Origin of the sequence: Enterobacter cloacae complex sp. EB5 (assembly GCF_031432835.1) — a bacterium.
GTDB lineage: Bacteria > Pseudomonadota > Gammaproteobacteria > Enterobacterales > Enterobacteriaceae > Enterobacter > Enterobacter hormaechei_C.
On the sequence record NZ_CP133860.1, the window covers coordinates 1,095,331 to 1,117,695 of the forward strand.

At 54.0% G+C, this 22,365-nt stretch carries 18 protein-coding genes; 2 read left to right on the plus strand and 16 right to left on the minus strand.

Annotation, left to right across the window (positions count from 1 at the left end):
• Window positions 1-11: 11 nt before the first annotated feature.
• The 16 genes from dnaE to rpsB all read right to left on the minus strand — a co-directional run bounded on the left by dnaE (window position 12) and on the right by rpsB (window position 18,501).
• A complete protein-coding gene (gene dnaE / locus RHN82_RS05355) occupies window positions 12-3,494 on the minus strand; it encodes a DNA polymerase III subunit alpha (protein WP_047051278.1) in 3,483 nt (1,160 codons plus the stop codon).
• 38 nt (window positions 3,495-3,532) lie between these two features.
• Window positions 3,533-4,129, minus strand: coding sequence for a ribonuclease HII (rnhB, locus tag RHN82_RS05360; RefSeq protein ID WP_003856158.1), 597 nt, complete (start codon window positions 4,127-4,129; stop codon window positions 3,533-3,535).
• Entirely contained in the window at window positions 4,126-5,274 is a 1,149-nt protein-coding gene (gene lpxB, locus RHN82_RS05365) for a lipid-A-disaccharide synthase (RefSeq protein WP_003856161.1), read from the minus strand. Before lpxB ends, rnhB begins: the two co-directional genes overlap by 4 nt.
• Window positions 5,274-6,062, minus strand: coding sequence for an acyl-ACP--UDP-N-acetylglucosamine O-acyltransferase (gene lpxA, locus RHN82_RS05370; RefSeq protein ID WP_003856164.1), 789 nt, complete (start codon window positions 6,060-6,062; stop codon window positions 5,274-5,276). Before lpxA ends, lpxB begins: the two co-directional genes overlap by 1 nt.
• Window positions 6,063-6,065: 3 nt before the next feature.
• Window positions 6,066-6,521 carry a 3-hydroxyacyl-ACP dehydratase FabZ gene (fabZ, locus tag RHN82_RS05375; protein WP_003856165.1) on the minus strand — a complete coding sequence of 152 codons (456 nt, stop codon included), beginning with the start codon at window positions 6,519-6,521 and terminating at the stop codon, window positions 6,066-6,068.
• A gap of 104 nt (window positions 6,522-6,625) precedes the next feature.
• Window positions 6,626-7,651 carry a UDP-3-O-(3-hydroxymyristoyl)glucosamine N-acyltransferase gene (gene lpxD / locus RHN82_RS05380; RefSeq protein ID WP_003856168.1) on the minus strand — a complete coding sequence of 342 codons (1,026 nt, stop codon included), beginning with the start codon at window positions 7,649-7,651 and terminating at the stop codon, window positions 6,626-6,628.
• A gap of 3 nt (window positions 7,652-7,654) precedes the next feature.
• A complete protein-coding gene (gene skp / locus RHN82_RS05385; RefSeq protein WP_003856169.1) occupies window positions 7,655-8,149 on the minus strand; it encodes a molecular chaperone Skp in 495 nt (164 codons plus the stop codon).
• A 123-nt stretch (window positions 8,150-8,272) separates the two neighbouring features.
• On the minus strand, window positions 8,273-10,705 hold the full coding sequence (gene bamA / locus RHN82_RS05390; RefSeq protein WP_047051279.1) for an outer membrane protein assembly factor BamA: 2,433 nt from the start codon (window positions 10,703-10,705) through the stop codon (window positions 8,273-8,275).
• Between the two features lie 31 nt (window positions 10,706-10,736).
• Window positions 10,737-12,089 (minus strand): sigma E protease regulator RseP, encoded by a 1,353-nt coding sequence (gene rseP, locus RHN82_RS05395; RefSeq protein WP_003856174.1) that lies wholly within the window; start codon window positions 12,087-12,089, stop codon window positions 10,737-10,739.
• 11 nt (window positions 12,090-12,100) lie between these two features.
• Window positions 12,101-12,958 (minus strand): phosphatidate cytidylyltransferase, encoded by an 858-nt coding sequence (gene cdsA, locus RHN82_RS05400; protein WP_003856175.1) that lies wholly within the window; start codon window positions 12,956-12,958, stop codon window positions 12,101-12,103.
• A gap of 12 nt (window positions 12,959-12,970) precedes the next feature.
• A complete protein-coding gene (ispU, locus tag RHN82_RS05405) occupies window positions 12,971-13,729 on the minus strand; it encodes a (2E,6E)-farnesyl-diphosphate-specific ditrans,polycis-undecaprenyl-diphosphate synthase (RefSeq protein ID WP_047051280.1) in 759 nt (252 codons plus the stop codon).
• A 185-nt stretch (window positions 13,730-13,914) separates the two neighbouring features.
• Window positions 13,915-15,114 carry a 1-deoxy-D-xylulose-5-phosphate reductoisomerase gene (gene ispC / locus RHN82_RS05410; protein WP_047051281.1) on the minus strand — a complete coding sequence of 400 codons (1,200 nt, stop codon included), beginning with the start codon at window positions 15,112-15,114 and terminating at the stop codon, window positions 13,915-13,917.
• A 92-nt stretch (window positions 15,115-15,206) separates the two neighbouring features.
• On the minus strand, window positions 15,207-15,764 hold the full coding sequence (frr, locus tag RHN82_RS05415; protein WP_003856180.1) for a ribosome recycling factor: 558 nt from the start codon (window positions 15,762-15,764) through the stop codon (window positions 15,207-15,209).
• 167 nt (window positions 15,765-15,931) lie between these two features.
• The gene (gene pyrH / locus RHN82_RS05420) at window positions 15,932-16,657 is read right to left on the minus strand and encodes a UMP kinase (protein WP_003856194.1); all 726 of its coding nucleotides are present in this window, start codon (window positions 16,655-16,657) and stop codon (window positions 15,932-15,934) included.
• A 149-nt stretch (window positions 16,658-16,806) separates the two neighbouring features.
• A complete protein-coding gene (gene tsf, locus RHN82_RS05425) occupies window positions 16,807-17,658 on the minus strand; it encodes a translation elongation factor Ts (protein WP_003856196.1) in 852 nt (283 codons plus the stop codon).
• Between the two features lie 117 nt (window positions 17,659-17,775).
• Window positions 17,776-18,501: a 30S ribosomal protein S2 gene (gene rpsB, locus RHN82_RS05430; RefSeq protein ID WP_003856207.1), complete on the minus strand. Its 726-nt coding sequence runs from the start codon at window positions 18,499-18,501 to the stop codon at window positions 17,776-17,778.
• A 321-nt stretch (window positions 18,502-18,822) separates the two neighbouring features.
• Between rpsB and map the strand changes: the two genes are divergently transcribed.
• Together map and glnD are read left to right on the plus strand one after the other, a co-directional pair.
• Complete coding sequence (map, locus tag RHN82_RS05435; protein WP_063160383.1) at window positions 18,823-19,617, plus strand: type I methionyl aminopeptidase; 795 nt, start codon at window positions 18,823-18,825, stop codon at window positions 19,615-19,617.
• A gap of 62 nt (window positions 19,618-19,679) precedes the next feature.
• Window positions 19,680-22,355 carry a bifunctional uridylyltransferase/uridylyl-removing protein GlnD gene (gene glnD, locus RHN82_RS05440; protein WP_003856210.1) on the plus strand — a complete coding sequence of 892 codons (2,676 nt, stop codon included), beginning with the start codon at window positions 19,680-19,682 and terminating at the stop codon, window positions 22,353-22,355.
• Window positions 22,356-22,365 lie beyond the last annotated feature (10 nt).

Consider the following 22,365-nt stretch of genomic DNA (forward strand, 5'->3'; position numbering starts at 1 on the left):
GTATTCCTGTATTAGTCAAACTCCAGTTCCACCTGCTCCGAACCAATGAGGCCACGGAGATCGTTCAGTAAACGATCGCTCGGAGAGACACGCCACGTTGCACCAAAGCGCAACCGCGCACGTGCATCCGCCCTCTGATAGTAGAGATGTACTGGAATGGTCCCCGAGCGATGGGGTTCCAGAGACTGACGGAGTCGGTTTAAAAGCTGGTCATCAATTTGCCTGTCCGTCAGCGAGATAGCAAGCCCGCGAGCATATTTTTCCCGGGCTTCGTCAATGTCCATCACTTCGCGGGCGGTCATTTTAAGCCCCCCGCTGAAGTCATCAAAGCTGACCTGTCCGCTGACGATAAGTATGCGGTCTTTTTCCAGCAATTGCTGGTATTTATCCAGCGCGTCGGTGAACAACATCACCTCCAGACGCCCGGAACGGTCATCCAGGGTACAGATGCCGATACGATTGCCACGCTTGGTGACCATTACCCTTGCAGCAATCACGAGCCCCGCAGCCGTGGTGATTTTACCACGTTCTGTCGGATGCATGTCTTTAAGCCTGTGGCCGCCGACATAGCGCTCAATTTCTTTCAGATACTGGTTGATCGGGTGCCCCGTCAGGTACAGGCCTAACGTCTCACGCTCCCCATCCAGCACCACCTGTTCTGGCCAGGGCTGGCAGTTGGAATAAGACTGCTCAATCTGCTCTGGCTCTTCCGCCAGCACGCCGAACATATCCGCCTGGCCAATGGCTTCCGCTTTCGCGTGCTGATCGGCCGCTTTCAGCGCATCGCCGAGCGAGTTCATCAGCGCGGCGCGGTGTGGCCCCAGCCGGTCAAACGCGCCGGACATGATCAGTTTTTCCAGCACGCGGCGGTTCAGTTTTTTGGTATCGGTGCGGGCGCACAGATCGAACAGCTCGCGGAAATAGCCGCCGTTGTTACGCGCTTCAATGATCGCCTCGATCGGCCCCTCACCCACGCCCTTGATCGCGCCGATCCCATAGACGATTTCCCCGTCATCGTTAACGTGGAAATGGTACAGGCCCGAGTTAATATCCGGCGGCAGGATCTTCAGCCCCATGCGCCAGCACTCGTCCACCAGGCCAACCACCTTCTCGGTGTTGTCCATATCGGCGGTCATTACCGCCGCCATAAACTCAGCGGGATAGTGAGCCTTCAGCCACAGCGTCTGATACGAAACCAAAGCATAGGCGGCAGAGTGAGATTTGTTAAATCCGTACCCGGCGAATTTCTCCACCAGGTCGAAGATTTTCATCGCCAGTTCGCCATCAATGCCGTTTTTCTTCGCCCCATCTTCAAAGATGGAACGCTGCTTGGCCATCTCTTCCGGCTTTTTCTTACCCATCGCACGACGCAGCATGTCTGCTCCGCCAAGGGTGTAACCCGAAAGTACCTGGGCGATCTGCATGACCTGTTCCTGATACAGGATGATGCCATAGGTTGGCTCCAGTACCGGTTTCAGGCTTTCATGCTGCCACTGCACGTCCGGGTAGGAAATCTCTTCGCGCCCGTGCTTACGGTCGATAAAGTTATCCACCATCCCCGACTGCAACGGCCCCGGACGGAACAGGGCCACCAGCGCGATCATATCTTCGAAGCAGTCTGGTTGCAGACGCTTAATCAAATCTTTCATGCCGCGGGATTCAAGCTGGAAGACGGCTGTCGTCTCCGAGCGTTGCAGCATGTCGAAACTTTTCTTGTCATCAAGCGGGATAGCCGCGATATCCAGCGGCGGTTCGCCGTTCTTCTCGCGACGGGCGTTGATCATCTCCAGCGCCCAGTTGATGATGGTCAGCGTACGCAGGCCGAGGAAGTCAAACTTCACCAGCCCGGCGTATTCCACGTCGTTCTTGTCAAACTGGGTGACCGGATGCTGGCCCGCTTCATCGCAGTACAGCGGCGCAAAATCAGTGATTTTGGTCGGGGCGATAACCACGCCCCCCGCATGCTTACCGGCGTTACGCGTGACGCCTTCCAGCTTGCGCGCCATGTCGATCAGCGCTTTGACCTCTTCGTCGGCTTCGTAGATTTCCGGCAGCTGAGGTTCAGCTTCAAAGGCTTTCGCCAGGGTCATGCCCGGATCGGGCGGCACCAGCTTAGAGATTCGATCGACAAAACCGTACGGGTGGCCCAGAACGCGGCCCACGTCGCGGATAACCGCTTTCGCCGCCATCGTACCGAAGGTAATGATCTGCGAAACCGCATCACGACCGTACATATCGGCCACGTGCTCAATCACCTGGTCGCGTTTTTCCATGCAGAAGTCGACGTCAAAGTCGGGCATGGAGACACGTTCCGGGTTGAGGAAACGTTCGAACAGCAGGTCGAATTCCAGCGGATCGAGGTCAGTGATTTTCAGGGCATACGCCACCAGCGAGCCGGCACCGGAACCACGGCCCGGGCCTACCGGCACGCCGTTATCCTTCGACCACTGGATGAACTCCATCACGATCAGGAAGTAGCCAGGGAACCCCATCTGGTTGATCACCTGGAGTTCAATATCCAGGCGCTCATCATATTCAGGACGTTTCTCTTTACGGACCGCTTCATCCGGGAAGAGGAATTCCAGACGCTCTTCCAGACCCTCTTTCGATTTCATGACCAGGAAATCTTCGGTGGTCATATCGCCCGTCGGGAACTGCGGCAGGAAGTATTCGCCGAGACGCACGGTGACGTTACAGCGCTTGGCAATCTCTACGCTGTTTTCCAGCGCTTCCGGGATGTCCGAGAAGAGCTCACACATCTCCTCTTCGCTGCGCATGTACTGCTGCGATGAGTAGTTGCGCGGACGTTTCGGATCGTCGAGGGTGAAACCGTCGTGGATAGCGACGCGAATTTCATGTGCGTCAAAATCGCCCGCCTCAAGGAAGCGCACATCGTTGGTGGCCACCACAGGCAGGCAACGCGCTTCCGCCAGGGCGACGGCCGCATGCAGATAGCTCTCTTCATCCGCACGCCCGGTACGGATCAGCTCCAGGTAATAGCGATCCGGGAAATACTCTTCGTAGAACGAGACGCACTGATCCACCAGCGCGTTGTTACCGCGCAGCAGACATTTGCCGACATCCCCCATGCGGCCACCGGAGATCAGCAGCAGACCTTCGTTCAGCTCCGCCAGCCAGTCGCGGTCAATCCATGGACCCAGTGCGCCGTAGCCGCGCTGGTAGGCTTTTGAGATCAGCAGAGTGAGGTTCTGATAGCCCGTGTTATTCATGGCTAACACGGAAATTTGCGTCATCTCATCGCCGAGCAGGTCGCTCTGCACATGAAAATCCGCGCCGACGATGGGCTTTAATCCTGCGCCATGCGCCGTTCCGTAGAACTTCACCAGGCCACACAGGTTGGTAAAATCGGTGATCGCCAGCGCAGGCATGCCAAGCGAGGCCGCCTTTTTTACCAGCGGCCCGGTCTTTGCCAGCCCATCGATCATGGAGTAGTCGCTATGCACCCGCAGGTGTACGAAACGTGGTTCAGCCATCTTCAAATCCCGCGTTACTTAATTGCTTGCGTCTTGATTCAGGACACCAGTCCCAGCGCGCGTTTCACCGGGCCAAAGCTGCGCCGATGATGTTCAGTTGCGCCATGTTCAGCCAGCTTTTCCAGATGGAAAGCCGTTGGATATCCCTTGTGCTGGGCGAAACCATACGCGGGATAAGTGAGGTCCAGCGCGGCCATTTCGGCATCGCGCGTCACTTTGGCAATGATTGACGCCGCACTGATTTCTGCGACGCGGCTATCGCCTTTAACAACAGCCATGGAAGGCATCGGCAGCGCCGGGCAACGGTTACCGTCGATCAGCACATACTCAGGCACAATCTTCAGGCCAGCAACGGCACGCTGCATCGCCAGCATGGTGGCGTGCAGAATGTTCAGATCGTCGATCTCATGCGGCTCTGCGCGCCCGAGACTCCAGGCCAGCGCCTTCTCTTTAATTTCATCGAACAGCGCTAAACGACGCTTTTCGCTCAGTTTTTTCGAGTCGTTCAGGCCAACGATCGGGCGGGCTGGATCGAGGATCACCGCCGCGGTCACAACGGCACCCACTAACGGGCCACGACCGACTTCATCCACACCGGCAACGAGGTGGGTATGGGGATAAATAAATTCCATCATTGTGCTAACTCCAGCACCGCATCGGCCGCCTGCTCATCAGCATTACAGCGGATCAGTTGATGCAGTTCACGGAAGGTATCATGCATCTGGTGGCTGGTTTTACCGTTGGCCAGCAGCGGCAGTAATGCATCAGCCAGTGCCTGCGGCTGGCATTCATCCTGCAAGAGTTCTTTCACCAGCTCGCGACCCGCAAGCAGGTTTGGCAGGGATACGTAATCTGTTTTTACCAGACGTTTTGCCAGCCAGAAGGTAAACGGCTTCATGCGATAACCGACCACCATTGGACATTTTGCCAGCATACACTCCAGCGCAGCCGTGCCGGAAGCCAGCAGTGCGGCATCGCTCGCAAACATGGCTTGCCGCCCTTTTCCGTCCAGCAGGCGGACGTGAAGATCCGGGGCGACGTCGGCTTTGATACGCTCAAACTGCTCCCGGCGTTTGGCATTCACCAGCGGCACGACCACTTCAAGATCGGGGTAAGTCTTGCGAAGAATTTGCGCCGTTTTCAGGAAATCGGCACTGAGCATTTCAACTTCCGCACCCCGGCTTCCTGGCAGCAACGCCAGACAGTGCACATCATGCGGGATGCCCAGTTCGTCACGCGCCGCGTTTTTATCCGGATCCAGCGGCATGGCATCCGCCATGGTATGACCGATAAAACGGCACGGGACATTAAATCTGTCGTAAAACGCTTTTTCGAAAGGCAGAAAAGCCAGCACCAGATTGGTGGACCGTCCGATTTTGAAAACGCGTTTCTGGCGCCACGCCCACACGGACGGACTGACGTAATGGATCGTTTTGATCCCCTGCTTTTTCAGGTTCCCTTCAAGGGTAATATTGAAATCAGGCGCATCAATGCCGACAAATACATCGGGCTTGAGGTCGGTAAAGCGGCGGGTAAGGTCGGCGCGAATATGCAGCAGGCGACGCAAGCGGCCCAGCACCTCGACGATGCCCATCACAGCCAGCTCTTCCATTTCATACCAGGCTTCGCAGCCTTCGGCCTGCATCAGCGGCCCAGCCACGCCCACAAAGCGGGCATTGGGTACACGGGCTTTAAGCGCGCGGATCAGACCTGCACCAAGAATATCGCCGGAGGTTTCTCCGGCGACCAGGGCGATGGTAAGCGGACGACTGTCGACCATTAACGAATCAGACCACGGGTTGAACGTTCAAAGAATTCCATGAACGTTTTCACTTCAGGGTGCTTATTCGCCAGCTCGGCAATTTCCGGCTTAGCCTCTTCCAGCGTTTTACCGCTACGGTACAGCAGTTTGTACGCGTTGCGGATCGCGGTAATCGCTTCGCGGCTGAAGCCACGACGCTTGAGGCCTTCAATGTTCACGCCAAACGGCGTGGCATGGTTGCCCTGCGCAATCACAAACGGTGGGACGTCCTGCGCCACACCGGAGCATCCGCCGACCATCACGTGTGCACCAATGATGCAGAACTGATGGACTGCGGTCATGCCGCCAATAATGGCGAAATCATCGACCGATACGTGTCCCGCCAGCGTTGCGTTGTTGGCGAGAATACAGCGGCTACCCACGGTACAGTCGTGCGCAATATGCGCATTAACCATAAACAGGTTGTCGCTGCCCACCTTCGTCAATCCACCGCCTTGCGTTGTACCACGATGAATGGTGACGCTTTCGCGAATGCGGTTACGATCGCCGATTTCCACGCGGGTCGGTTCGCCAGCATACTTAAGATCCTGGTTAACTTCGCCGATGGAGGCGAACTGATAGATCTCATTGTTGCAGCCAATGGTGGTATGACCATTCACGACAACGTGAGATTTCAGTACTGTACCCTCACCAATTTCGACATGGGGTCCAACAATACAAAACGGGCCAATGTGGACGTTTGCACCAATAATGGCACCCGTTTCCACAATGGCGGTAGGATGAATAAAGGCGGATTTATCAATCACGTATCAGGCCTCCCGGCTACGCGCACACATCATTGTCGCTTCGCAAACAACTTTGCCGTCAACCATAGCTACGCCCTTGAAGCGAGTCAGGCCGCGACGCGTTTTTTCAAAAGTGACTTCCATGATCATTTGATCACCAGGCACGACCGGACGCTTGAAGCGCGCTTCATCGATACCCGCGAAGTAATAGAGTTCACCCGGTTCCAGTTTACCTACGCTTTTAAACGCCAGAATACCGGTAGCCTGTGCCATCGCTTCCAGGATCAATACACCCGGGAAGATAGGCTTACCAGGGAAGTGCCCCTGGAAGAACGGCTCGTTAACGGAGACATTTTTCACTGCGCGCAGAAAACGACCTTCTTCAAAATCCAGCACGCGGTCTACCAGTAAAAACGGATAGCGGTGCGGCAGAAGTTCTAAAATCTCTTCAATATGCAGAGTATGAGTGTCAGTAGTCAAAATACTCTTCCTGTCAAATGTACTAAGTAGCAATAATAACACGGCCTGCCGGTTTATAAACAAAGCCGACAGGCCGGGAAATTTAGCGTTAAACGGATGAACGCTTAGTCTTGTTGATCGATTTTGCGCTCAATCGCTTTGAGTCGCTTGCTCATATCATCAATATTCATCACCAGTGCAGCTGTTTTACGCCAGACCTTGTTCGGTTGCAGCGGAATACCTGAGGAATAAACGCCAGGCTCAGTGATTGGACGCATCACCATACCCATCCCCGTTACCGTGACTTTGTCGCATATTTCCATATGGCCATTGATCACGCTGGCACCGCCAATCATGCAGTAACGGCCAATTTTCAGGCTGCCTGCCATGATAACACCACCCGCAACTGCGGTATTGTCGCCAATCACAACGTTATGTGCAATCTGGCACTGGTTGTCTATGATAACACCGTTACCAATAATGGTGTCGTCAAGCGCACCGCGGTCGATGGTGGTGCAAGCGCCGATCTCCACACGATCGCCGATAATCACGCGACCCAGCTGAGGGATCTTAACCCAGTTACCCCGATCGTTAGCGTAACCAAATCCGTCAGAACCAATCACCGTGCTGGACTGTACGAGACAATTCTCGCCAATCTCAACCTCATGGTAGACAGAGACATTGGCCCACAGACGAGTCCCTGCGCCAATTTTCGTATTTTTTCCAACAAAGCAGCCTGGGCCAATCACCACGTTATCACCCAGCACAACGCCGGATTCGATAACGGCGTTTGCGCCGACTGATACGTTGTTACCCAGCTGAGCCGTCGGATCAATCGCAGCACTGGCTGCAATGTTCTGTGCCGGCTGCGGCGTGGTATCAAGAATTTGGGCCATGCGCGCATAGGTCAGGTAGGGATTTTTCACTACCAGTGCAGCGCTAGTGGCAAACGGAAGATCGTCCTGCGTCAGAACAACGGCAGACGCCTGGCACTGGGCCAGGTGTTCACGGTACTTAGGGCTTACCATGAAGGTAATAGTGCCTGCTTTAGCAGATTGCATGGACGCAACAGCGGTGATGACGATATCGCCATCACCGTGTAATTCTGCATCCAACTGCTGAGCTAAATCAGCCAGTCGAATTGAAGGCATTACTTATTTAACCTGTTTCAGAACATCAGCGGTGATGTCTTTAACATCGCTGCTGTTGAATGCAACGGCGTTCGAATCAACAACCAGATCGATGCTCTGATCGGCTGCGACTGCTTTAACGGCAGACTGAATACGCGTCACCAGTTTGCCACGCTCTTCGTTAGAACGACGCTGACGATCCTGCTCGAAAGCCTGCGCTTTCTGAGAGAAGGTCTGGCGCTGAGACATGACGTCTTTTTCCAGTTTGCTGCGCTCGCTCGCTTTCATGGTAGAACCATCACGCTGAAGACGCTGCATCTTGGACTGAAGATCACCTTCCATACGTTGCAGTTCGCTCGCACGGCCTTTGAATTCGTTTTCCAGCGTTGCAGAAACACCGGTTTTCTGTGCAACCTGCTGGAACAAATTACCCATGTTGACGATTGCAATTTTATCCGCTGCCTGAGCAGAAGTTGCCATCGCTAAACCGAGACCTGCAGCTAATAACCACTTTTTCACAATTAACTCCTTACCATCCCATTGGCACCCGAGGGGTACCGTTCTTTGCGTGGCAAGGCGATCGTTTTACCGATCGCCGGTTGTCAGCGCTACACTGCCAACGCATTCCATTGCAGCGGATTATTACCAGGTTTTACCAATGTTAAACTGGAACTGCTCCGCTTTGTCTCCATCGTATTTCTTAAACGGCTGGGCGTAAGAGAAGACCAACGGCCCCAGCGGTGACATCCATTGTAATGCGATACCGGCGGACATGCGAATGTTGCTCGGATCGCTGTAGTCCGGCACACCAGCAAGGCGCGTTTCAGTCGTGTTCTGCCAGTTGGTATCCCACACCGTACCTGCATCCATAAAGAAGGACGTACGCACGGAGTTCGCATACTTATCGCTGATAAACGGCGTAGGCGTGATGAACTCGAGGCTCGCCACAGCCATAGCGTTACCACCTACTGCATCATCGGAACTACATACGTTCTTATTGCCTGCTCCGTCCGTAGCCGGTTTGTTGCAGTTATCTTCGTCATTACCGCCGTAATAAACCGCTTTCGGACCAATGTTATTGGACTGGAAGCCACGCACGGTGCTTGATCCACCGGCGTAGAAGTTTTCATAGAACGGCAGTTCTTTGCTTCCAATACCGTCACCATAACCCCAACGGGTACGACCCAGAACAACCCACTTGTGATCTTCATCAATTGGGAAGTAGGACGCCGTATCCAGCGTGACCTTGTAGAACTCGTTATCCGAGCCCGGGATAGTCACTTTACCGTTCAGGTTGACGCGTGAACCTTCCGTCGGGAAGTAGCCACGGTCAAGACGGTTGTAGGTCCAACCGTAGTTGAAGGTGAAGTCATCCGCGGCGAAACCGTTGTCATCGCTGGACGTACTCGCCGACTGACCGATGGAGTCCAGATAACGCCACATCGCCACCTGCGGTTGCATGTTGGACAGGTCGTTATGCACGTACCCTAAACCTGCACGCAGGGTATTGTATTCGTTGACCGGGAAGCCGAGCGTACCATCCAGACCGTAACTCTTGTTGGTATACGAGGAGAGGTCCGCATCGTCCGCTTTAAAGTCGTTATAGAAGATACGACCGCCCAGGCTTACACCGTCAACGGTGAAGTATGGGTTGGTAACGGAGAACTCAGAGTAAGTCTGGTAGTCGTTTTTCGTCCCGTTGATACCGACAGAGTAGCCCGTACCCAGCCAGTTATCCTGCTGAACACCGACCTGGAAGCTCACGCCACTTTCAGTACCGTAACCAATACCGAAGTTGAAGCTACCGGTATTACGTTCTTTAACTTTATAAACAACATCAACCTGATCCGGACGACCCGGTACACGCTGCGTATCGGTATCGACCGTTTCGAAATAGCCCAGACGGTTCAGACGCTCTTTACCCTGGTCTACCAGATCGCTTCCCAGCCATGCCCCTTCCATCTGGCGCATTTCACGGCGCAGAACGGAGTCTTTAGAGGTATCGTTACCTTCGAAGCGGATCTTACGCACGTAGTAGCGGTTGCCCGCATCAACGTTAACGTGCAGCTTAACGGTTTTATCCGTGTCGTTAATTTCCGGCTGCGTTTGCACACGCGGATACGCATAACCATAACGGCCGAGCAGCTTTTTAATGCTGTCTTCCATTTTGGTGACTTTAGATCCGCTGTACAGATCGCCCGGCTGAATTTTGGTCAGGGATTCAATTTCAGCAGAATGTCCTGCCAGGTTGCCGCTGACTTCAACACCCGAAAGCGTGTACTTATCGCCTTCTGTGATGTTAACGGTAATGTAGATACCTTTCTTGTCCGGAGTCAGACTCACCTGAGTTGAATCGATGTTGAAACGGGCGTAACCGCGATCCAGATAGTAGCTGCGCAGGGTTTCAAGGTCACCCGCCAGTTTCTGTTTCTGGTATTTACGATCGCCCACCACGTTCCACCACGGCACTTCGTCACGCAGCTGGAAGTTGGAGATCAGTTCGTCGGTGCTGAACGCGTGGTTACCCACGATGTTGATCTGCTGGATCTTCGCAGAAACCCCTTCCTGGAAGACCAGTTTCAGGTCAACACGGTTACGTGGCAGCGGTGTAACAACCGCTTTAACGCTCGCGCTGTATTTACCGACGCTGTAGTAGAAATCTTCCAGACCTTTTTCAATGTCTGCAAGGGTTGTGCGGTCCAGAGATTCCCCCACACGAACACCCGATGCCTCAAGGTTCTGCTTGAGCATGTCATCTTTCACCGACTTGTTGCCGGAGAAAGTGATGCTGGCAATCGTTGGACGTTCTTTTACCTGAACCACCAGCGTATCACCATCGCGCAGGACGCGGACGTCCTCAAAGTTGCCAGTGGCAAACAGAGCACGGATGGTGTTACTGATATCTTCATCATTAACCGTATCGCCGGGGCGCACAGGCATACTGAGGAGGGCCGCACCAACGGCGACACGCTGAAGGCCTTCGAAATGAATATCTTTCACTACGAACCCGTCAGCACCGTATACGGTCGCGCTGCTAAACAGCAGCGACGCTATGAGCAACTTTTTCATCGCCATCGTTATTATGCGTTCTTCCTAACTAACTCTCTTACAACCGAGAGAAATCATTGAAAAGTGCAAGCCCCATTAACAGCACCAGCAAAATCGAGCCAATGCGATAACTAAAGTCTTGAACTCGCTCGGATACCGGTCCGCCTTTTAGCTTTTCAATCGCTAAAAACAGCAGATGGCCCCCATCTAATACGGGAAGCGGGAACAGGTTGATTATCCCCAGGTTCACGCTAATCAGCGCAAGGAACATGAGATAGTAAATCACCCCGAACTCCGCTGACATCCCAGCCCCCTGAGCAATCGAAATTGGCCCACTGAGGTTGTTCAGTTTCACATCACCGGTTATCAATTTCCCCAACATGTTGACCGTAAGCTTCATCAGCTGCCATGTTTTATCCGTGGCCTCAACGATGGCGCTAAACGGCCCATACTGGCGTATTGTCTTGTACTCATCTGGCAGTGGGATCACTTTCGGCACAACGCCTGCAAACCCTTCCGCCTTACCGCCGCCCGATTTGGTATCCGGAGTGAGGGTCAGTGAGAGCGAACTCCCCTGCCTTTCCACTTCCAGCGCGAGCGGCTTGCCTGGATTATCGCGCACCAGAGTAACAAAGGTCATCCATTGTGTTAATGGCTGACCATCGACTTTAACGATCCTGTCACCCGCTTGTAAACCTGCTTTACTCGCTGCCGATTTGGCCTGTACTTCGGCTAATACCGGCTCGATCTGCGCGCCGCGCGGTCGAATCCCGAGTGCGGCGACAGGGTCCTCTTTGTCTGGCTCAAAGCGCCAGTGGCGTAAATCCAGCACTTTTTCCTGCCGCTGGTCGGAACCAAATGGCGATACGCTGACGGTTGTCTGCTCATCACCGATTTTGGCAACCAGTTGTAACCTCACGGCATCCCAATCAGGGGTTTCGATACCATCAATCGCTTTAAGTTCCATTCCCGGTGTAATTTGCGCCGTTGCCGCAATAGAACCCGTGGTGATTTCGCCCACGACCGGGCGCACGCCAGGCACGCCGATGATAAACACCAGCCAGTAGGCGAAGATAGCGAAGATGAAATTGGCTACCGGGCCGGCAGCGATGATGGCAGCACGTTGTCCAACAGTTTTATTGTTAAACGCGCGATGGCGAAGTTCCGGGGCGACAGGCTCAACGCGTTCGTCGAGCATTTTGACATAGCCGCCCAGGGGAATCAGAGCAATGACAAACTCGGTGCCATGCTTATCGGTGCGCTTCCAGAGCGATTTGCCAAAGCCAATCGAGAATCGCTCCACCCGCACACCACAGCGCCGGGCAACCCAGAAATGGCCAAATTCATGCACGGTAATCAGTACACCCAGTGCAACAATGAACGCCGCCAGATTCCAGAGAATGCTCAGCATAAAACCTTCCGTTATATCGTCCCAAACACCAGTAAAAGCAGGCAAGCAAATACGGGAACAGCCGCGGTAAGGCTGTCAATGCGATCCAGTATTCCGCCATGTCCTGGAATCAGGTGACCACTGTCCTTAATCCCTGCTTCACGCTTAAACATACTCTCGGTTAAATCACCCAGCACCGATGCCAGCGCCGCGAAAATCGAACATACCAGCAGCGTGGAGGGGGCAACCTCAAGATTCGCCCAGACGCCATAGCCCCAGGAGATAATCGCTGCCGTAAACAGGCCGCCGATGAAGCCTTGCCAGGTTTTGCCCGGAGAAACCTTTGGCGCCAGTTTATGTTTGCCGAACAGTTTACCAAACATATAGGCCCCGGAGTCAGCCCCCCAGACGAGAATCATCACATAAAGCAGCCATATCGCGCCGCTGTAGTGGTTTTCGTCATAGTGCCAGGCGCGCAGCGCAACCATCCCCCAGAAAAACGGAACAATCGTGAGCAGACCAAAAATAAGGCGCAACACTTTAGAGTTACGCCAGATCGCCGCAGAGCCCGGATAGAAAAGCACTAAAACAAGCGCAGCAATCCACCAGGCCAGCGATATCCATAAGGATCCGGCAACCAGCGGCTGGTGAACATCGTGATGATATTCAGGCAAGGTATACAGCATCAGGGCCAGTAAAAAACCACAGAGTACCGCCAGCCATACCCGCTGAGTGCGCGAGGTAAAGCCGCTAAGCTGCCCCCATTCCCACGCGGCGAGCATACACACCACCAGCGTAACAATAGCGAATCCCACCGGAGGCAGTAAAAACAGCGCTGCGATGACGACGGGTATTAATACAAAAGCGGAAATCAGGCGATACTTCAGCAAAAGCTACCCCCATCAGGCGTTATCGCCACCAGGCTCGGTGCCGCCGAAACGACGCTCTCGATTGGCAAAGGCATGCAGCGCACCTTCAAAGTCTTGTTCATCAAAATCTGGCCAAAGAACATCCGTAAAGTAAAGTTCGGCGTAGGCAATTTGCCACAGCAAAAAGTTACTTATGCGATGTTCCCCCCCTGTCCTTATAACCAAATCCACGGGTGCCAGTTCATTCATGCAGATTTGCTGACTCAGCGCCTCTTCATCAATCTGGTCGGGTCTTAACAGCCCTTCCTGAACCTGCTCAGCCAGATGCCGAACCCCCTGGATAATATCCCAGCGTCCGCCGTAATTCGCCGCGATATTGAGCGTCAGGCCGGTATTATTTTCCGTCAGCGCTTCTGCTTTGCGAATCCGTTCCTGCAAACGTGAGTTAAAACGACTGGTATCGCCAATAATACGCAAGCGGACGTTGTGGCGGTGCAGGCTTTTTACTTCGCTATCGAGCGCCCACACGAACAGTTCCATCAACGCCGTCACTTCCTGCGCAGGTCGATTCCAGTTCTCACTGCTAAAAGCATAGAGCGTTAACGCATCAATGCCGTTATTGGCGGCAAAAGAGACGGCGCGGCGAACAGATTTCGCCCCAGCTTTATGCCCAAAGGCTCGTATCTTCCCTTGTCTTTTCGCCCAGCGGCCATTGCCATCCATGATGATTGCAACATGGCGACAGCCATGTGCTGGCAAGTTTTCGCTTATTGGTTGATTCGCAGACAACATAACGCGTTTTTAGTCCCTGAAAGGATTTAACGGTACACAGGAATACTGAAGCCTATACATAAAAAAGCCGTGTCAAACCACGGCTTACCTGACCACTTAAAGCCAAATACCTGCGATCAGGTGGCGCAGACTATATCACTGAAGCCCAACGCTAACAAATAGCACGACGACTAGTGCTTGCTTTATCACCAGCTTGCGAGACGTGTCACCTGTTTACGCGCAACAATGCGTGCCTGTTCATCCACGGCCAGCACCTCTTCCACGCTCTGTGGCTCACGCAAATCCATCATCTCCAGCACGGATAAATTCAATGCGGCGATATCAGTAAAGCGGATCTGCTGATTCAGGAATGCTTCAACGGTCACTTCATTGGCTGCATTAAGCGCCGTTGTCGCCGCCTGCCCCTGATCGAAGGCCGTCATCGCCAGTTTCAGACAGGGATAACGGTCGTAATCAGGCTCGCTAAACGTCAGTGAACTCAGCTTGCAAAAATCGAGAGGCTTAACGCCCGATTTTACGCGGTTTGGCCACGCCATTGTATGAGCAATTGGCGTACGCATATCCGGTTCGCCCAGTTGGGCCAGCACGCTGCCGTCCTGATAGCGCACCATCGAGTGAATCACCGACTGCGGGTGGATCAGCACTTCCATCTGTTTCGCCGACGCATTGAACAGCCAGCGAGCTTCAATGTATTCCAGACCTTTGTTCATCATGGTGGCCGAATCGACGGAGATCTTACGCCCCATTGACCAGTTCGGATGACGACATGCCTGATCCGGCGTCATTGCGCTCAATTCAGACAGTGGCGTTTCACGGAACGGGCCACCAGACCCGGTAAGCAGAATCGACACAACGCCATTCTGCTCCAGGTCAGCGTACCCCAGGTTTTGTTGAAAAGGTTGGGGTAAACTCTGAAAAATCGCGTTGTGCTCGCTATCGACCGGCAAAAGACGCGCCCCACGCTGTTTTACCGCCTCCATAAAGAGGCGTCCGCAGGTGACCAGCGACTCTTTGTTCGCAAGCAGGACATCTTTTCCCGCATCAATAGCGGCAAGCGTCGGCAGAAGACCCGCCGCCCCGACGATTGCCGCCATAACCTGATCAACTTCATCAAGCGCGGCCATATCGCACGCCGCCTGTTGCCCGCTGAGCACCTCGGTACGGCAGCCCCTCTCCTGCAACAGCGCTTTCACCTGGCGGGCGCTCTCTTCATCATCCATCACCGCAAAACGGGGGGTAAACTCCAGGCACTGTTCGACCATTCGCTGCACGTTTTTTCCGGCCACAAGCGCGGCTACGGTGTAGCTGTCAGGATTATGACGTACAACGTCGAGAGTGCTGCAACCGATAGAGCCGGTCGAGCCGAGGAGAGTGAGATGCTTCATGAGATGCCCAAAAGTTAGACCAGATAAAAGCAAAACGCCGCCAGCAAGACTCAATGTCCTTCTGAACGGCGTTTATCAGTGTACAGCGAAAATCAGAACTGCATCAGTTCCGCTTCTTTTTCTGCCAGCGCCGCATCAATTTTCTTGATCGCCGCGTCGGTCATTTTCTGAATGTCGTCCTGAGAACGACGATCGTCATCTTCGCTGATCTCTTTTTCTTTCAGCAGGGCTTTCACTTTATCGTTCGCATCGCGACGCACGTTACGTACGGAAACGCGACCCTGCTCAGCTTCACCACGCACGACTTTGATCAGGTCTTTACGACGCTCTTCCGTCAGCGGAGGCAGTGGAACGCGAATATCCGCGCCCGCTGAGCTTGGGTTCAGACCCAGGTCAGATGCCATGATCGCTTTTTCAACGGCCGGGCTCATTGAGCGATCGAACACGTTGATTTTCAGGGTACGGGTATCTTCTACCGTCACGCTCGCCAGCTGACGCAGTGGCGTAGGCGTACCGTAGTATTCTACGATGATGCCATCCAGCAGGCTTGGGGAAGCACGGCCAGTACGGATTTTGCTGATTTGGTTTTTGAACGCTTCAACGCATTTGTCCATGCGTACTTCAGCATCTTTTCTGATGTCGTTAATCACGTTACGAATCCTTGAAAACTTGTCTCAGGCAGACTATCCGCCAGCACAGCGCTACAGGTGTGCTAAGTATAGTCGCGTTTAATTCATGACAACGCCAAAGGCGCGCCCGGGTAAGATACCACGTCGAAATAAAGCGGAATCTTACCTGTATTTATCGCCGACGGAAATTATTCCGTGATCAAAGTGCCTTCTTTTTCGCCCATAACAACGCGACGCAGCGCGCCAGGCTTGTTCATATTGAAGACACGGATCGGCAGTTTGTGGTCACGAGCCAGCGTAAAGGCGGCAAGATCCATCACTTTCAGCTCTTTTTCCAGCACTTCGCTGTAGCTCAGCTGATCGTACATGGTCGCTGAAGGATCTTTTGCCGGGTCGGCAGTAAACACGCCATCGACTTTAGTCGCTTTCAGCACCACATCGGCTTCGATTTCGATACCGCGCAGGCAGGCTGCGGAATCGGTGGTAAAGAACGGGTTACCCGTACCGGCGGAGAGGATCACCACGCGGTTGTTGCGCAGCAGGCTGATGGCCTCTGCCCAGCTGTAGTTATCGCATACGCCATTCAAAGGAATAGCGGACATCAGGCGAGCGTTCACATAGGCGCGATGAAGCGCATCACGCATCGCCAGGCCATTCATCACGGTTGCCAGCATACCCATGTGGTCGCCCACTACGCGGTTCATCCCCGCTTTCGCCAGACCAGCACCACGGAAAAGGTTGCCACCGCCAATGACCACGCCAACCTGAATACCCAGTTCGACCAGTTCTTTGATTTCCTGTGCCATGCGATCAAGGATGCTTGCGTCAATACCGAAGCCTTCCGATCCTTGCAGCGCTTCGCCACTCAGCTTAAGCAGAATGCGTTTGTACACGGGTTTTGCATTGGTAGCCATGTTTCTTTCCTGAGACTGTCAACGATTAAGATGGGGTTAATTCTGGCGACATGATATGTCGCAAATCAGCACAGCGATACTGGAGCCTGTCTGATTTCGTGAGACGGGTGACAAAAAGAAGCCGCCCTCAGGCGGCTCCTTTTCAATCATTAAGACTGCTTGGACATTGCAGCAACTTCTGCTGCGAAGTCAGTCTCAACTTTCTCGATGCCTTCGCCCACTTCGAAGCGGATGAAGCCAGTTACATCAGCGTTGTGCTCTTTCAGCAGCTGAGCAACAGACTTGCTTGGATCCATTACGAAAGGCTGGCCAGTCAGAGAAACTTCGCCGGTGAATTTCTTCATGCGGCCTTCAACCATTTTCTCTGCGATTTCTTTTGGCTTACCAGACTGCATCGCGATGTCCAGCTGAACCTGGTACTCTTTCTCTACCACTTCAGCAGACACGTCTTCTGGCTTAACGAATTCTGGTTTGCTTGCAGCGATGTGCATTGCCAGCTGTTTAACCAGCTCTTCGTCAGCGCCTTTAGCCGCAACCAGAACACCGATACGCGCGCCGTGCTGGTAAGAGCCCAGAACGTCACCTTCCAGGGAAGCAACGCGACGGATGTTGATGTTCTCACCGATTTTAGCAACCAGCGCTACACGCTCTTCTTCGAACTGTGCTTTCAGAACTTCAACGTCAGTGATTTTGCCTGCAACCGCTGCGTCCAGAACTTTGTTAGCAAATGCCTGGAAACCAGCATCTTTAGCAACGAAGTCAGTCTGGCAGTTAACTTCCAGAATGATGCCGTAGTTGCCGTCGATTTTGGTGATGATCACGCCGTCAGCAGCAACGTTGCCTGCTTTCTTAGCTGCTTTGATCGCACCGGATTTACGCATGTTTTCGATTGCCAGCTCGATGTCGCCGTTCGCTTCGGTCAGCGCTTTTTTGCAATCCATCATGCCTGCGCCAGTACGCTCACGCAGCTCTTTTACCAGGGATGCGGTAATTTCAGCCATTCTTAAATCCTCGGGAGATGTGAACTGCCCGGCCGGGAGCCAAACAGTATAAATTGAAAAAAGGGGCCGATAATGGGCCCCTATTCATACACGGTACTAATAAGGGGTAAAACCTTATTATTCAGCTTCTACGAAGCTTTCTTCCGCCTGAGAAGCCAGATCCTGGGAACGGCCTTCACGAACGGTAGCAGCTACAGCGCTCAGGTACAGGCTAACAGCACGGATTGCGTCGTCGTTACCCGGGATAACGAAGTCAACACCGTCCGGATCGGAGTTGGTATCAACGATAGCGAATACCGGGATACCCAGGTTGTTAGCTTCTTTGATTGCGATGTGCTCGTGGTCTGCATCGATTACGAACAGCGCGTCTGGCAGGCCGCCCATATCTTTGATACCGCCCAGGCTGTTTTCCAGCTTGTCCAGTTCACGAGTGCGCATCAGCGCTTCTTTCTTAGTCAGCTTATCGAAAGTACCGTCCTGAGACTGGGTTTCCAGATCTTTCAGGCGCTTGATGGACTGACGAACAGTTTTCCAGTTGGTCAGCATGCCGCCCAACCAGCGATGGTTCACGAAGAACTGGTCGCAGCTGTTAGCAGCATCTTTCACAGCTTCGCTTGCAGCGCGCTTAGTACCAACGAACAGAATCTTACCTTTACGGGAAGAGATCTTGTTCAGCTCAGCCAGGGCTTCGTTGAACATTGGTACAGTCTTCTCAAGGTTGATGATGTGAACTTTGTTACGTGCGCCGAAGATGAAAGGCTTCATTTTCGGGTTCCAGTAACGGGTCTGGTGACCGAAGTGAACACCAGCCTTGAGCATGTCGCGCATGGAAACAGTTGCCATGTTTAAAACCTCTATATTGAAAGTTGGGGTTATGCCTCCACGTATCCCATATTACCGACCCCGAAGGGCACCCCGGAATATGTGCCGATACGTGTGTGTTGTTACACAAAGTGAGATTTGTCGCTCCCGTCCAGCCTGTGTATCTGAGATGGATCGGAAGTCCGGCGCGCTTTATATCACAAAACACGGCCAGAAACCAATAATTGTTGGCGGAGTGTGCTGTTAATGATTCTCAATTTGGCACGGGGTGCGCCTGACTGATACCATTGACAACACTTACACTAGTATTGTCGAAAAAATCGACACCGATGGACAGATTACATGGCTATCTCTATTAAGACACCTGAAGAAATTGAAAAGATGCGCGTCGCCGGTCGTCTGGCCGCGGACGTGCTGGAAATGATCGAGCCGTTTGTGAAACCGGGCGTCAGCACTGGCGAACTGGATCGCATCTGTAACGACTATATCGTCAACGAGCAGCATGCGGTCTCCGCCTGCCTTGGCTATCACGGTTTCCCGAAATCCGTCTGCATCTCTATTAATGAAGTAGTGTGCCACGGCATTCCGGATGACGAGAAGCTGCTGAAAGATGGCGACATCGTCAACATCGATGTGACCGTCATCAAAGACGACTACCACGGCGACACCTCTAAGATGTTCATCGTTGGCAAGCCGACGATTCTGGGCGAGCGTCTGTGCAAAGTGACGCAAGAGAGCCTCTACCTGGCGCTAAAAATGGTGAAGCCGGGTATCCGCCTGCGCACCATCGGCGCCGCAATCCAGAAATTTGTGGAAGCGAAAGGTTTCTCCGTGGTGCGCGAATATTGCGGTCACGGTATTGGTCGTGTGTTCCATGAAGAACCGCAGGTTCTGCACTACGATGCAGACGACGGCGGCGTAGTGCTGCAAAAGGGCATGACCTTCACTATCGAACCAATGGTCAACGCGGGAGATTACCGCATCCGTACCATGAAAGATGGCTGGACGGTAAAAACCAAAGACAGAAGCTTGTCTGCCCAGTACGAGCATACTATTGTGGTTACAGACAACGGCTGCGAAATTATGACGTTGCGCAAGGATGACACCATCCCGGCGATACTGACGAACATTGAGTGATAAGAAGCCGGCGAATGCCGGCTTTTTTAATGGCGATAGCTTTTTCTTATGGGTGGCGCACGATGAGTAATCTCTTACCCGAACAGTATGCTAACACAGCACTTCCCACCCTCCCCGACCAGCCTGATAACCCGGGCGTCTGGCCACCGCATGAGCTGACCTGCGCGCATATCAAAGCCCACATGGAGGTTTTCCATCGCTGGCTGGGTAGCGCATTTGACGCAGGCGTTTCAGCCGAGCAGCTCATTGAAGCGCGCACCGAATTTATCGACCAGCTCCTGCAACGTCTGTGGATCGACTACGGTTTCGGCCAGGTGAGCGACGTCGCGCTGGTTGCGGTCGGCGGCTATGGCCGGGGTGAACTACATCCGCTCTCTGATATCGACCTGCTGATCTTAAGCCGTAAAAAACTGCCGGACGATCGGGCGCAGAAAATCGGTGAACTGTTGACCCTGCTCTGGGACGTAAAGCTGGAAGTGGGCCACAGCGTACGCACGCTGGAAGAGTGTCTGCTGGAAGGGTTATCCGACCTGACCGTCGCCACCAACCTGATTGAAACCCGCCTGCTGATTGGCGACGTGGCGCTGTTCCTCGAACTGCAAAAGCACATCTTTAGCGACGGCTTCTGGCCTTCGGAAAAATTCTTCGCCGCGAAAGTCGAAGAACAAAACCAGCGCCACCAGCGCTATCACGGTACCAGCTATAATCTCGAACCGGATATTAAAAGCAGTCCCGGTGGCCTGCGCGATATCCACACGCTGCAATGGGTCGCCCGTCGCCATTTTGGGGCAACATCGCTGGACGAAATGGTCGGGTTTGGTTTTCTGACCGAAGCCGAACGTAACGAACTCAATGAGTGTCTGCATCTGCTGTGGCGCATCCGTTTTGCCCTGCACCTGGAAGTCACCCGCTACGATAACCGCCTGCTGTTTGACCGACAGCTCAGCGTGGCGCAGCGCCTGAATTACCAGGGCGAGGGCAACGAGCCGGTCGAGCAAATGATGAAGGATTTCTTCCGCGTCACCCGCCGCGTCTCTGAGCTAAACCAGATGCTGTTGCAGCTGTTCGATGAGGCGATCCTCGCGCTGACGGCAGACGAAAAACCGCGTCCGATTGATGACGAATTTCAGCTGCGCGGCACGCTGATCGATCTGCGCGACGAAACGCTGTTCATCCGCGAGCCGGAAGCGATCCTGCGAATGTTCTACACCATGGTGCGCAACAGCACGATCACTGGGATCTATTCTACTACCCTGCGTCATCTGCGCCATGCACGGCGTCATCTGAAGCAGCCGCTGTGTTACATTCCGGAGGCGCGCTCGTTGTTCCTGAGCATGCTTCGTCATCCGGGCGCCGTCAGCCGCGGTCTGCTGCCGATGCACCGTCACAGCGTGCTGTGGGCCTATATGCCCCAGTGGTCGCATATTGTCGGGCAGATGCAGTTCGACCTGTTTCACGCCTATACGGTGGATGAGCACACGATCCGCGTCATGCTGAAGCTGGAAAGTTTCGCTAAAGAAGAGACGCGATCCCGCCATCCGCTGTGCGTTGATCTGTGGCCACGTCTGGCGCACCCGGAACTGATCCTGATCGCTGCCCTGTTCCATGATATCGCCAAAGGTCGCGGCGGCGACCACTCCGTACTCGGTGCCCAGGACGTGCTGAAATTTGCCGAGCTGCACGGCCTGAACTCGCGTGAAACGCAGCTTATCGCCTGGCTGGTTCGCCATCATCTGCTGATGTCGGTTACCGCTCAGCGTCGTGATATTCAGGATCCGGAAGTGATCAAGCAGTTCGCCGAGGAAGTGCAAACGGAGAACCGCCTGCGCTACCTGGTTTGTCTGACGGTGGCCGATATCTGCGCCACCAACGAAACCCTGTGGAACAGCTGGAAGCAGAGCCTGCTGCGCGAGCTCTACTTCGCCACCGAAAAACAGCTGCGTCGCGGGATGCAGAACACCCCGGACATGCGCGAGCGTGTGCGCCACCATCAGTTGCAGGCGCTGGCCCTGCTGCGCATGGATAACATCAACGAAGAGGCGCTGCATCAGATTTGGGCGCGCTGTCGCGCCAACTACTTTGTGCGCCACAGCCCAAACCAGCTTGCCTGGCACGCCCGGCATCTGCTGAAGCACGACCTGACAAAACCGATGATTCTGCTCAGCCCGCAGGCCACGCGCGGCGGGACGGAGATCTTTATCTGGAGTCCGGACCGGCCTTATTTGTTTGCTGCGGTCTGTGCCGAGCTGGACAGGCGTAACCTGAGCGTTCACGACGCGCAGATTTTTACCACCCGCGACGGCATGGCGATGGACACCTTTATTGTACTGGAGCCGGACGGCAGCCCGCTGTCGTCGGACAGGCATGAGGGGATACGCTTTGGCCTCGAGCAGGCCATTACCCAGCGCAGCTGGCAACCTCCACAGCCGCGTCGTCAGGCGGCAAAACTGCGCCACTTTACCGTCGATACCGAGGTCAATTTCCTGCCGACCCATACCGACCGTAAATCGTTCCTTGAGCTGATTGCGCTCGACCAGCCAGGGCTGCTCGCCCGCGTCGGCCAGGTTTTTGCCGATCTGGGAATTTCGCTTCACGGCGCCCGAATTACAACCATTGGCGAACGAGTAGAAGATTTATTTATAATCGCGACGGCCGACCGGCGTGCCCTTAATAATGACCTGCAACTTGAAGTGCAACAACGGTTGACAGCAGCCCTCAATCCAAACGATAAAGGGTGACGTGTTTTTT

What these genes read in the sequence shown, in the direction of transcription:
- rseP (WP_003856174.1), bottom strand. Translation starts at nt 12,089, where the DNA reads ATGCTGAGCATTCTCTGGAATCTGGCGGCGTTCATTGTTGCACTGGGT.
- dnaE (WP_047051278.1), bottom strand. Translation starts at nt 3,494, where the DNA reads ATGGCTGAACCACGTTTCGTACACCTGCGGGTGCATAGCGACTACTCC.
- rpsB (WP_003856207.1), bottom strand. Translation starts at nt 18,501, where the DNA reads ATGGCAACTGTTTCCATGCGCGACATGCTCAAGGCTGGTGTTCACTTC.
- tsf (WP_003856196.1), bottom strand. Translation starts at nt 17,658, where the DNA reads ATGGCTGAAATTACCGCATCCCTGGTAAAAGAGCTGCGTGAGCGTACT.
- pyrH (WP_003856194.1), bottom strand. Translation starts at nt 16,657, where the DNA reads ATGGCTACCAATGCAAAACCCGTGTACAAACGCATTCTGCTTAAGCTG.
- lpxD (WP_003856168.1), bottom strand. Translation starts at nt 7,651, where the DNA reads ATGCCTTCAATTCGACTGGCTGATTTAGCTCAGCAGTTGGATGCAGAA.
- lpxB (WP_003856161.1), bottom strand. Translation starts at nt 5,274, where the DNA reads ATGGTCGACAGTCGTCCGCTTACCATCGCCCTGGTCGCCGGAGAAACC.
- rnhB (WP_003856158.1), bottom strand. Translation starts at nt 4,129, where the DNA reads ATGATGGAATTTATTTATCCCCATACCCACCTCGTTGCCGGTGTGGAT.
- bamA (WP_047051279.1), bottom strand. Translation starts at nt 10,705, where the DNA reads ATGGCGATGAAAAAGTTGCTCATAGCGTCGCTGCTGTTTAGCAGCGCG.
- ispU (WP_047051280.1), bottom strand. Translation starts at nt 13,729, where the DNA reads ATGTTGTCTGCGAATCAACCAATAAGCGAAAACTTGCCAGCACATGGC.
- ispC (WP_047051281.1), bottom strand. Translation starts at nt 15,114, where the DNA reads ATGAAGCATCTCACTCTCCTCGGCTCGACCGGCTCTATCGGTTGCAGC.
- map (WP_063160383.1), top strand. Translation starts at nt 18,823, where the DNA reads ATGGCTATCTCTATTAAGACACCTGAAGAAATTGAAAAGATGCGCGTC.
- glnD (WP_003856210.1), top strand. Translation starts at nt 19,680, where the DNA reads ATGAGTAATCTCTTACCCGAACAGTATGCTAACACAGCACTTCCCACC.